The 12,603-nt window shown below is 40.9% G+C and carries 9 protein-coding genes; all 9 read right to left on the minus strand.

Annotated elements, in window-relative coordinates; translation table 11 throughout:
• Window positions 1-43: 43 nt before the first annotated feature.
• On the minus strand, window positions 44-1,543 hold the full coding sequence (locus tag QZY09_RS13680) for an O-antigen ligase (protein WP_295673238.1): 1,500 nt from the start codon (window positions 1,541-1,543) through the stop codon (window positions 44-46).
• A gap of 19 nt (window positions 1,544-1,562) precedes the next feature.
• Window positions 1,563-1,697 carry a hypothetical protein gene (locus QZY09_RS13685; protein WP_260146808.1) on the minus strand — a complete coding sequence of 45 codons (135 nt, stop codon included), beginning with the start codon at window positions 1,695-1,697 and terminating at the stop codon, window positions 1,563-1,565.
• 55 nt (window positions 1,698-1,752) lie between these two features.
• Window positions 1,753-3,915, minus strand: a complete 2,163-nt coding sequence (locus tag QZY09_RS13690) for an exopolysaccharide transport family protein (RefSeq protein WP_295673239.1) — start codon at window positions 3,913-3,915, stop codon at window positions 1,753-1,755.
• A gap of 4 nt (window positions 3,916-3,919) precedes the next feature.
• A complete protein-coding gene (locus QZY09_RS13695) occupies window positions 3,920-4,606 on the minus strand; it encodes a TolC family protein (RefSeq protein ID WP_295673240.1) in 687 nt (228 codons plus the stop codon).
• A gap of 4 nt (window positions 4,607-4,610) precedes the next feature.
• Window positions 4,611-5,699, minus strand: a complete 1,089-nt coding sequence (locus QZY09_RS13700; protein ID WP_295673241.1) for a sugar transferase — start codon at window positions 5,697-5,699, stop codon at window positions 4,611-4,613.
• Window positions 5,677-6,066, minus strand: coding sequence for a PleD family two-component system response regulator (locus tag QZY09_RS13705; RefSeq protein WP_295673242.1), 390 nt, complete (start codon window positions 6,064-6,066; stop codon window positions 5,677-5,679). The genes QZY09_RS13700 and QZY09_RS13705 overlap by 23 nt, the downstream gene beginning before the upstream one ends.
• A 201-nt stretch (window positions 6,067-6,267) precedes the next feature.
• Complete coding sequence (locus QZY09_RS13710; protein ID WP_295673243.1) at window positions 6,268-7,026, minus strand: 4'-phosphopantetheinyl transferase superfamily protein; 759 nt, start codon at window positions 7,024-7,026, stop codon at window positions 6,268-6,270.
• A gap of 181 nt (window positions 7,027-7,207) precedes the next feature.
• Window positions 7,208-11,347 (minus strand): amino acid adenylation domain-containing protein, encoded by a 4,140-nt coding sequence (locus QZY09_RS13715; RefSeq protein WP_295673244.1) that lies wholly within the window; start codon window positions 11,345-11,347, stop codon window positions 7,208-7,210.
• 2 nt (window positions 11,348-11,349) lie between these two features.
• A partial coding sequence (locus QZY09_RS13720; protein WP_295673245.1) for an aminotransferase class III-fold pyridoxal phosphate-dependent enzyme occupies window positions 11,350-12,603 on the minus strand: 1,254 nt, incomplete at its 5' end.

Consider the following 12,603-nt stretch of genomic DNA (forward strand, 5'->3'; position numbering starts at 1 on the left):
TGATTTAATAGTGGATAAAAAAGACATTTTTAATTTCTGTTTATTAAATCTTACCGGGTTTAATTTCTGGTTTTAATTTTCTTTCCGCCAGGTCCAATCTCATGGTAATATTCAAAATTGCCATTGCCAAAAAGAATAAAATGTTCGACGGGTATTGTACGAGTGCTTGCTGCGGATAGTTACCAACATCGAAGGCAAAAATGAATAAAACCATCCCCAGGCAATACGTTTTTAGTTCGGGGTCCTTTATTAGGTAGTAGTATTGTATTCCTTTGTACATGATCACAAAGTTGAAAATACAATAAAGCAGCAGGCCTATCCAGCCCAGTTCTACGGCAACCCTCACATAGCCACTGTCAGGCGGAAATTTTGCAAGATATGAGTTGGGGGCAAAACGTTGGCCCCATACACCTACAGAACCTAAGCCACCACCGAAAGGGTGCGAAAGGATATATGGCCTGATAGCCTCCTGGTTTTTCTCGCGTTCTGCAAACGAGGCATCTTTTGATGGTTTAAAAGCGCTTTGAAACCTCGCAAGCGTGGAGTTAGAGGTGGGTATTTTGATTAACACAAACAGCGCTATGCCCGATATTATTGAAAATATGAATATTTGACGGTTTAATTTTAATATAAACAGCATCAGTATACCTGCAGGGATAATCACATAGGATGCCCGCGTACCGGAGTATAGCATCACAAATATAAAAAGTGTAGCCATGCAGCCTAAAATTACTTTTTTACTGAATTTAATTGGCCCGAACATTAATGCTATACATAACAAGGCAGCGGCAACCATATTATAAGCAAAAACAACAGGGTCTGAGAATATTGACCATTTTCTTAAATGCCCGCCAATAAACAAAAGTTTAAAACGTTCAGGAAACCGGTACAACCACTCCCGTTCTAAAGGGAGCAAACCGAAAAACTCCTGCTGTATGGCCGAAAATGCCCCAATCACATCAAGCGCAAGCCATATCTTTATCAATAGTCTTATAAATTCTTTTGTCCGGATATGATAAAGAAACACGAAGTACATCAACATAATAAATGCTACGGTACGTACCGTAAAAACCCATTCGAGTATGGTGGGCGATACAGGGTTTATGATCTCCAGCATATTGTAACCAAGCCATATCAATAAAAAATAGGCAATGGTATTATTAAAATACCCCCACTGCTTATCCTTTTTCATTTTAACAAATATTCCCAGGAGCAGTAAATAGGTCCATAGGTCCATTAACAGGCCTATGGGCGTTGGTTCCGGTAAAAAGCGTGAAGAGTAATTGATGAAGAACGATAAAATGATCAGGCTTATAATGCCAAACTTAGGGTAAGCTACTGTAGCGTATATAATGGGCAAGCCAATAAGGGCGCATATAACAACCACACCTATTTGGTATCCTCCCAGCGCGATAATATAAGTTACAAATAGCGAAGCAAGAAGTGCGAAAATAATTACAACCGGTGCCTCAAATTTTTTGACGATCAGGTTTTCCCAAAAGGTTCTTTTATGAACATTATTTCTAAATTCGTCATCCAGCATCTGTTTGAACGCTTATTTATTAAAAAAATAATATTTTTATAAACCAAACAAATATTCCTAAAAAAGCAAGTATGATAGCCACCGTAAAAGTCTTTTGCTGAAAAGGTGGCAGGTCTTTTAATGGGTTAGCTGCTTTTTTATGTTCAATTTTCATTTTTTAGGGGATCAGAATAAATGACAAGAGTCATCCGATAATACCGTACACAAATCTAGTGTTTTGATTGCTTAGAATGATTCCGTATCGCAGCTTTGTTTAATACCCAGCCGGCAAACTTTAAGTTCAGATGTTTCAGGTAGTCGATATATTGAGTTTGTGAGCGCGAGATCCCTTTATTGGTTTCAAAAATGGCGACGGCTTTGCAGCAAAATAATAACCATTCCTTTGATTGATTTAAAGAGTCAAGCGGCGGAAGATCGATCAGGATGATATCGTACCTGGATTTCAAGTCCTCAAATTCCCGTTGAATATTTTTTTCATCATTTATCTCCAGCAAAGTAATATCTCCGCCGCGATTTCCTAAAACACTAATGGAGCTGTTATCTCTTTCGATGTAGGAATTGTTTCTGAAATAATCTTCCACAAATAGTTTGGGCTGAATAGTTTTGCTCAGGGTTGGATTATTAAAATTCCCGTCAATCAATAATACCTTTTTGTTTATTGCCGAATAGGAGTAGGCTAAGCTGGTTGCCACGAGTGTTTTTCCTTCGCCCGCCACCAGGCTGGTGATGCCCAATACCTTCCCACCCTTTAGTTCCTGGTCAATTTCAAACCTCACCGATCGCAGTAACTCTTTAAATTGCTGCATTTTTTGCTGGTTCTCTACATCCCACAGTTTTTTCAGATCAAGCTTTGGCCCGCTAATCAGGTTTAACGATCCTAATAAAGGTAATTGTGTGGCGTTTACCAGGTCAATAGGTTCTTTAATATTATCGTCAAGGTAATAAAGTATAAATAAAATCAGCAGGCAGATCACAAAAGCACCTATGCCGCTTAACGCTATCAAAAGCATTTTCTTCGACGGTTCAGCCACATCTGGCGTAGCCGGTTCAACCTGCATCAGTTTTATTGAAAAATTCGACTGCAGATTAAGCGCGTTAAACTTATTCAATACATCAAGGTACTCCTGGCTGGCTATGGTTATATCAGATTCATAAGTTTTAACCTTCGCGTCAAAGGGCACCAGGCGGTCGTATTTTGCTTTTAAATCAGCAAGTTCTTTATCGATAGATTGTACGCTGTATTTTGCGAGGTCGCGGGTAACTTCAAGCTCTAATTTCTTAGCAACCAGGTTGTCTTTGTTTACCAATGGATTGGTAATATATTTATCGGATGTGTTATCAATTTGTGCCGTAAGTTGTTTTTGCATCGAATCCAATGCAGGCTTATACGAGGGGTTAAACCCGCTGTGAACGTATTCGTCATTTAATGTACGCAGTTGATCGGCTGTATTGGTGATCGATTGGTTATACTGGCTTATCGTCGACTCAATATATTGCCTGTCTTTTGGGTTAAACCTGTTATCAATGGCTTTAACTGCGCCATCGTAGGATTGGATATTTCGCTCGGCTTCAATTTTTTTATCATTGTAAATCAGCATTTGGGCGAAAATATCTTTTGCCTGATCCTCAACATTTAAAATACCATTCTTTATTTTATACTGCTGGAGCGAATCTTTTTTATTATTCAGTGTGTTTCGTTTTTCTTCAAGCAATTTTGATAAAAAATCTAATGCATTTGATTCATTTTGCTTTACGTTTACGGTATAGTAACTGATAAATTCCTTACTCAGCGTATTTACGATAAAAGCGGATAGTTCCGGGTTTTCGGATGAATAGGTGATCCTAATAAAATCGCTTTCACCATCGCGTTCAATGTCGAGGTCCTTGCGGAGCGAACGCTCATCGTATTTCATTGAGATCAAAAGTTCGTTTAATCCCTTTTCATCAGCACTATATAACGACAAAGGCTCGCCATTTTGAAGCTTTGCGCGGTAAACCAATAAAGCATGTTTGACGGCATCCGGGCTCAGATCTTTGAATTTGTGGTTAAGTTTTCTGAAAGGGGCAGGGCTGCTCAGGTCATGGATGATTAGCTGGTAGGAAACATTATCAACCAGTTTTTTTAGTTTGATAATTTCGGTTAAGTTGCTGAACTCCCGGTTGATCTGGTCCTGCTGCGCGTTGGGGTTGTCTTTACTGTCAAGCAAATGCCTTGAAGCATCTACAATGCCAGTGGCAATTTGTGTGCTGGAAACATATTGGTCTGGAAGATTTTTGACAATAAAGTATGATGCAATTACCATTGCCAGAACAATGATAACGATGATGTATTTATATTTGCCTACGAGTGAAAAATACGACGATAGTTCCATAATTTTATTTTACGCTTTCCAGCTTGGTTCCCAACATTTCCTCAAGATTGGTTTTAGCCGTGAATAAAGCAAGTTCAGCCTGAACTCTAAATGAGTTTTGGTTATAAAGGTTTGTTAATGCCTGGCTATAAACCTCAAAAGTAGTTTCCCCTTTATCAAATGTGTGTTTAATTTGGTTTACTGCGGTTGTTGCATCCTGCACAGCATTTACCTTATTCCTGAGATCTGCCTGGGCCTCTATATAGGCAAAATAAAACCGCTTTACCTGCGCTTCAATGGTTAAATCGTATTGGGCCTGGTTTTCTTCAGCAATTTTTACCGCTACCCTTGCGTTGTGGATAGTATAAGGCCTCTCAAAAAGAGAGCCTATGCTAACGGTAGCCACCAATTGAAGCCCGTTAAAAATAATTGGATTGGTCGCGCTTGTTGTGGTTGAACCCTGCGGACTGTAAATATAGGAGGCGCTAATTGCATCAAGCCAGGTAAAACTGGCCTGGTGAAAACTGCTTTTTGCAATTTCGGTTTGGTAGGCAAGTGTTTTAACTTGCGGGTAGTTCTTTTTTGCTGTTGTAATCAGTTTTTCCAGGTACGGGTAGGATAAGTCCTGGAAGATGGTTGCCTGAGCATAGGTATTTCCGGCTAAAGTCAAAATAAATAATGAGAGCAATAGGGCCTTTAATTTATTATTCATTAGTTTAAACTTTTTCTTTCTGAAATACCGCCGGTACCGTTTTAAAAAGAATTTTCATATCCAACCAAAATGAATGGTTTTGTGCATAAAAATTATCCAGTTTCTTTCTTTCCCGTTCCGACATGTCCAATTTACCGCGTTTGGTTATTTGCCATAACCCGGTTAAACCTACCGGCCCTAAAAAACGCATCGACCACTCATTTGATGTCAGCATTTCCGCTTCATAAACCGGTAAAGGCCTGTTCCCGACAAGTGACATATCACCCACCAAAATGTTGAACAATTGAGGCAACTCGTCGAGGCTCGAAGTTCGTAAAAAATTGCCGAGTTTAGTAATGCGGGGGTCGTCTTTAATTTTAACAAATGCGGCTTTTGTGCCTCCATCCTCATTTGCGTACTGATTTTGTGTGGATAACTCTATTAATAACTTGTCAGCATCTACCCTCATAGACCTGAATTTATAGAAATCAAACACCTTGTAGCCCGTTCCAACGCGTTTGCTTTTATACAGTACAGGCCCTTTTGACCCTACTTTCACTGCTATCGCAATGAATAGCAACAAGGGTGAAAGTATCAAAAGCATTATTCCGGAAATAAGAATATCAATTAACCTTTTGCCCACAGGAATCCGGTAGGCAGTGTCAACTTCTTTTGAAATCTCGATCAGTTTTGGCTTGATGAGTTTGAATTTTACCAGGAAATTCAAACGCTCCCGAAGATCGGTCATCGCGAAAGGATAAATATAAAAGTCATGAACTTTTAACCTCATGGCATTTGTTTTTAAATCCTTGTCGTTTGACAGGGAAATCAAAACAATAATAAGCCCGTTGAACAGGAAATTCTGTTTTAAACGTTCGATCAGCCTGAAACACTCCCCGTTTTCATCAACTTCCAGCAGAATAATCTCGGGGATGGATAATATGGATTGATTACCCATATATTCTTCAAACTCTTCCAGATTTTCATTGAAAATGATCTGAAAATAGTTATTTAGTTCGGAGGCAACCAAATCCTTTATCTGCGTACCGGCATACGCGATTCTGGTATGCGAGCCCGCATTTTCATTCCATTCAGTTGCTAGTGGAAGCGGCATAAATATTTATTACTTGTAGAATTGCAGTTTTCAATGAGGTTGGTTTAAAAGGCTTTGGCATGTAGGCGTCAACCTGGAAATGCATTTTGCTCACCTGTTCATCCAGATCATGCGCTGCTGACAGCATGATGATCGGTATATCGCGGAAAAGCCCGCTGATTTTAACGTTTTTTATAAACGATTGACCATCGAAATAGGGCATTTGAAGATCGGAAATGATCAAATCAGGGATATTCCCGTCTTCGAGCCATGAAAAAGCATCTATACCATTATTTCTCACTATTATTTCATAGTCTTTCGCGAGAATAAAATTAAGTAACTTTAAAATACTTAAATCGTCGTCAACTATTAGTATTCTCTTTTTCATTTAAATGCTAGTTTGCTAGTGTATTATTTAATTCCCCCTGATTACGTATTTTGGCAGCTAAAGGTTTTGAAAAACTGATGCCAATAACCTCTTTTTAATAATAAAACACTGATTTAGCATTTTTGTTAGCGATAAATCTGGTTTCATGTTTTATAAATATTATTCTACATCCGTAATATATGGTGGAATATTATTTATTTTTTAGAACGGGGCAAAGTTTTTATGAGCCAGATCCGTTTCCCAAAACCTCATACCAGTTATTTTGTCGCTGATTGCTGCACTTGCAAAATAATCGTTACACAATGAAAAGGTGCTTATTACCCAATTATTTTGCGAAGATAAAATGTTTCCTTCCAGATAATGCTGGCCATCAAGGGATGGGATGAATTTAAGATCCTCATCCAGTCCTTTGCCCGTTGCTTTTGTTAATGCTTCCTTTCTTGTCCACAGTATAAAAAAGCGGTCTGCTGACTTTTCCTCATTTATAAAACAGGATTCTTCGGGGCTGAAATATTCGTTGATGACATCATTAAAATCAAACGATTTATTTACCAGTTCGGTATCTATTCCAATTCCAGCGTCGGAAACAGCCAGGATGATCCAATCGCCCGAATGGGATAAGTTATAAAACAGTGGTGAGTCTTTTATATAGGGCTTTTTGTTTTCACCGGTTTCAATTTCTATCAACGCAGGCTTGCGATTTAAGTAGCGGCCCATGATTAGCTTTAAAGCGCCCCGGCTGATGATGAACCGGTCGCTGTCATGCTTGTGCAAAAACCGGTCGGCTTTAACCAGTTCATCCCGTGTTAGCAGTGTTGATAAACTTTGGATCAGTGATGAATTTTTATGGATGTTAATCCGCCAGATATCAGCCTGATTATTAATGCTGAAATTACATCCGGAGCTGTCATCCCATTTCACCTGGCTTAGAAAGCTGTTTGATACTTTTATTTGGACCATTCTTCGAAGTGTCAATTCTTAGCCTAAAGTCTTAAGTTATGATTTATCAGGATGGTAATTTAGTCATTCTTCCCGACGTTTTGAATAGTTTAAATTAATATTTTATATTTATAGCTAATAAAATTGTAAAACGAATTGTATCAATACATTAGACCAAGGGATTTATCGCGGGCATCGCAAATCAGGGTTTCAACACAGCTTCGTCCAGACATTTTTGCAGTATGCTTGCAAATATTTTATCATTGGGAGCTTTAAATATGGTATTGTGTTCTCCGGGGATCTTATGTATCCTTACGCCTTTAAGTGCATATGGTTTCCAACCCAGGTTTTCAAAATCATCCATGTAAAATGTTTTGTTTTCAGCCCTGAATACATCAACCGAAATATCATAAGGTTTAAGCTGGTAATATTTTTCAGCATATTCGTTCATCACATCTACTTTGTTTGAATAGCCGAAGATTCCCGCCTGGGTTTGGTTTTTACCATACCTCAAATTCCAGTAGTAACGGATAAACCTGCGTTTGATATTGGTGCCGGTGTTAACTAAAGTATACCTGAAACCATTACTGAAAGTTAATGTATAAAAGAAGCGTTTGATAAAAAACTTGCCTCTTTTAAACAGTTTTAATAAAGCAGGGTCATAGTGTGGCGAGCGGTATGCGTAGGTATCAAACATAGCCAGCATTTTTACTTCTTTTCCTAACGCTTCTAATTGCCTTGCCATTTCAAAGGCTATAATGCCACCAAATGAATAGCCTGCGAGCGCATAAGGGCCGCTCGGGTTTTGTTCAATTATCGCCGCAATATAATGCGCCGCTATATCTTCAATTTTATCAAGCGGTTCATCAACCCCGTCAAGGCCTTTTGCCTGCAATCCGTAAACAGGTTGCTCAGGCGACATATTCATTGCCAGGGTATTAAACAATAACACATTTAAACCCGCTCCGTGTACCATATACAATGGCATTTTACTTCCCTTGGGTTTAATAGGCACCAATGAATCCCAGGTAATTGATTTTCCCGGCTCAAACAATTGTGCCAGCTTTTCAACTGTAGGCGATTCAAATAAAGTAGCGAGCGGCAAACGTTTCCCGGTTTCTTTTTCAATGCGGCCCATAACTTTTACGGCGATCAGCGAATGCCCGCCCAATTCAAAAAAGTTATCATGTACGCCAATTTTTTTAACGCCCAGGTACTCAATCCATATGTTTGTTAAAGTCTTTTCGATATCAGTTCGTGGAGCCACATAAACATGTGTTTCTTCGGTAATAACCGCGCCGTGTTTTGCCAATGCCTTTCTGTCAACTTTCCCGTTGGGGGTTAACGGCATTGCGGGTACAGTAATAAAATTATCAGGCACCATATAATCCGGCACCGATTTTTTCAACGATTCTTTCCAATTTGATATTTGGGCGGCAGCCGTTATATTGCGAAGGTTTTCCGGGTCGAGCACCACAAATGCAACCAGTTTGTCAACACCCAACTGGTCGGGACGTGCAATAACGACTGCTTCTTTAATATCTTTTTCTTTTTCAAGCTGAAATTCAATTTCACCTGTTTCGATGCGATAGCCCCTTATTTTTACCTGGGCGTCTATGCGGCCAAGGCATTCAATCTCGCCATTGTGCATGTATTTACCAAGATCGCCTGTGCGGTACATTTTGGCGCCGGGCACTTTGACAAAAGGATCATCAAGGAATTTTTCGGCGGTCAATTCGGGCCGGTTTAAATAGCCTTTGGCAACGCCGTCGCCACCGATGTAAATTTCACCGGCAACACCGGGTGCAAGTGGTTTTAAAAACTTATCTAAAATATAGATGGTTGTATTATTGATGGGCCTGCCGATCGAAATAACTTTATCATCAGCAGTTAAATGTTTGATAGTCGACCATACAGTTGTTTCAGTAGGTCCGTAAACATTCCACAAGGAAGATGCCCGCGTTAAGAGTTTTTGTGCCAGGTCCTGCGGAAGCGCTTCTCCGCCGCAAATTACTTTTAACGGATTTTTTTCGCTCCAACCGGCCTCCAGCATTATCCTCCAGGTATATGGAGTGGCCTGCATAATAGTTACGCGCTCTTTCTTGATGATATCCAGTAAAGCACGCCCGTCTTTAGCGGTGGCACTGTCGGCCAGGATGATCTCGGCCCCGGTGATTAATGGCAGAAATATCTCCAGCCCAGCAATATCAAAACTGATGGTTGTAACAGCCAGTAATTTATCACTTGCTGTAATACCCGGCGCCTTTTGCATACTGGTTAAAAAGTTTACCAGGTTATGATGTGCTATTTGTACGCCTTTTGGATTTCCGGTTGAACCTGAAGTATAAAGCATGTAAACCAGGTTATTGCCGTCAACATGAACATTCGGATCGGTGGTTTCATATTCCGGCAGGCTTTGCCATTCGTCTTCTAAAATCAATTCCTTAGCGGCCGACTCATAATAACCTTTATATTTAAGCGACGTTAATAAAACCACTGCCTTTGAATCTTCAAGCATGTAGTTAATGCGGTTCAATGGAAACTGGGGATCAAGCGGAATGTACACCGCGCCGGTTTTCATGATCGCTAACAGCGATACCAGCATTTCAACTGATCTGTCGAGCGCGAAAGCTACGCAATCTGCTTTTTTAACGCCATTTTTTATCAATAAACGGGCTAACTGGTTTGCCTGCTCATCCAATTGCCTGTAAGTGACCTTTTGCTCGCCAAAAGTGATGGCGGTTTTATCTGGGATTGTTTCGGCTTTTTCTGAAAATAATTGATGTACAGGGGTATACATTGGATAGGGGTATTGGGTGTTATTCCAGGCGTTTAATTGTGATTGTATTTCTCCGGCATTTAAAACAGGAATATTTTTAATTAATATTTCGGGTTGTTTAACTAATTCAGTAAGTAAAAATTCAAAGCTATCCATCATACGCTTGATGGTTGCAGCTTTAAATAATTGTGTATTATATGACCATTCAAGCGTTGGCGCTTCTTCGTGACCAGCGATATTTAAAAATAATTCAAAATTTTCAAATTCACGCGGATTACTGATCAATCTATGCTGTAACGCATAAAAGTTTACATCATTATCAAGGCCCATGTCAATATTAAACATTACCGGCACCAGTGGAATCCGGGAAGAATCGCGGGTGATGTTTAATTTTTTCAAAAGGCTGCCAAAGGTATACAACTGGTGATCATAGGCGTCAAGTACGTCAGATCTTCGTTGTTTTAAATAGTTTTTGAAAGACAGATCCCCTTTAGGGAAGCTTCGGAGTGCAAGCAAATTTACACAATGACCAACCAGGCGGTAATTATCCGTAGCAGGTTGCCCTGCTGCAGGTAAACCAACGATTATTTCGTCCTGGCCGGTTAACTGGTGTAAAAAAATCTCGAAAGCGGCCAGCAAGGTGGTCACGAAGCTGCTGCCGGTACTTTTACCCAGGTTTTTAACTTCGTTTGCCAGGGTGCTGTTTAAGGTGTAATCTTCGCGGTGGCTTTTATAGGTACGTGTGGCCGGACGCGGGAAATCAACAGGGATATTCAGTGTGTGATCGCTTCCTTCAAACTGCTTTATCCAATAGTCTTCGGTTTCCTTGTAGGATTCACTTTTTTCCAGTGATTGTTCAGCAATGGCATAATCGCTGAAAAGTGGGCCTTTGCGAAGGTTTATATATTCGCCTTTGGCATGCGCTGAATAGATCTTGCTCAGATCCTGCATCATGATGCCGATCGACCAGCCGTCGCACACGATGTGGTGTACTACAAACGTTAAATAATGTTCTTTTTCGCTCAGTTTAAATAAGGAAGTTTTAAAAAGCGGCCCGTTGATCAGGTCGAAAGGCGTAAGTACATATTGCTTATTATATGCTTTTATATAGGCATCCTGCTGTTCCGCTGTTTTCGACGAGATATCATGAAAATCGACATCCAGCTTTACGTTTTTAAATATACAGCTATGCGTACCGTCGCCGCTAAAGGTCATTTTAAGGGACTGGTGCATATTTACCACATCCTGCAAAGCACGGAACATGGCATCCTTGTTAAATTCGCCGGTTAATACAATGGTAAAACTCTCATTGAATGCACAACTGGCGTCCGCGTCGCCGATGAGGCAAGAGGCCCATATCTCGGTTTGTGATTCCGTAGCAGGGGCGATCAATTCGATCTCGGGCCCGCCGAAAGGATCAAATTCAACCGGGGTGGTTTCATACACCGGGCTGATATTGTTTAGCAAAGCCTCTGTTTCCTGTGCTGAAACCGAAACGTCCGGTTCTGCGAACGGATCAAACTCTACCGGCCTTATATCAATCACTGAATTAGATGTTTCCAAAATTAATTACCGTTTAATTTAACCTGTAAATATTTACCGGGGTTGTTTATATCGCTGATAAACCAGCCCGGGTTACCATCCTTATCGCGGCCAAGCCTGGCTCCGGGGAATAGTGATTCCATCAACTGGTTTGATTCTTCTTTTATTGGCGCTGCAGGTCTTTTTGAAGGTAAAAAGCCCGATGCGATTAATTCATTAACACTTTCACTGAATTTAGATATGATCTGGTCAACGTCCTGTTTGGTATGCGATTCAGTTAAAAAGCAAGGGAAAAGATCCCAGATGTGGATGCCTTTTTCACGCATCAGCGTAAACAGCAGCTCGCCGTAAGGCAATTCATCTTTGAATTTTATTTTCCATAATGACCCGAATGACGGGATATACATAGGCACGCCTTCTTTTTCGCAAATGGCGTTCAATTCGATTGCAAGGTATTGTGTCATTGAATTTAAACCCTGTTGTAAAGAAGGGCCTTTCAGTTTCATATATTCCAATGAAGCTTTGCCTGCCGCCAGCGCTAAAGGATGGCGTACAAATGTGCCAGCGAAATAGGTCACACCAGCTTCGGGCTGCGAATCATCGCCATATTGCCAGAAACCGCCGTCGAGCGCGTCCATGTATTTTTTAATACCGGCAATGGCGCCGATCGGCATGCCGCCGCCGATAACTTTACCGTAAGTGCCCAGGTCAGCCTTGATGCCGAACATCGCCTGCGCGCCTCCGGGGTGCATCCGGAAACCGCTGATCACTTCGTCAAATATTAAACAGGTATCAGAAGCCTGGGTGATCTGCCTTACTTTCTTAAGGAATTCAACCGGCTGAAATTCCGGGCGGCGTGACTGTACCGGCTCAACCAGTACGGCTGCCAGTTCGTGGGCACGCTCCTGGATGATTCTTAAGGTTTCATCGGTTCCGTAATCCAGTATCAGCATATTCTGAACAACCTCCGGCATAATGCCCGGTGCTGCGGGTATAGTTTTTAGTTTTTTGGTCCCGCGAACGATCACTTCATCGTTGATGCCATGGTATGATCCGCTGAAAGCAACGATTAATGTACGGCCGGTTACAGTGCGCGCAATACGCATGGCGCCCAACACCGCCTCGGAACCAGTATTACATACTGCGGCCCTGTCGAAATTGGTTAATTCACTGATCAAACGGCAAACATCGCCGGCAAGTTCATGCTGCGGGCCAATCTCATAGCCCTTTTCAACCTGTTCTAATACCGCTTTTTTCAAAACCTCAACCTGGTAACC

Origin of the sequence: uncultured Mucilaginibacter sp. (assembly GCF_903913935.1) — a bacterium.
GTDB lineage: Bacteria > Bacteroidota > Bacteroidia > Sphingobacteriales > Sphingobacteriaceae > Mucilaginibacter.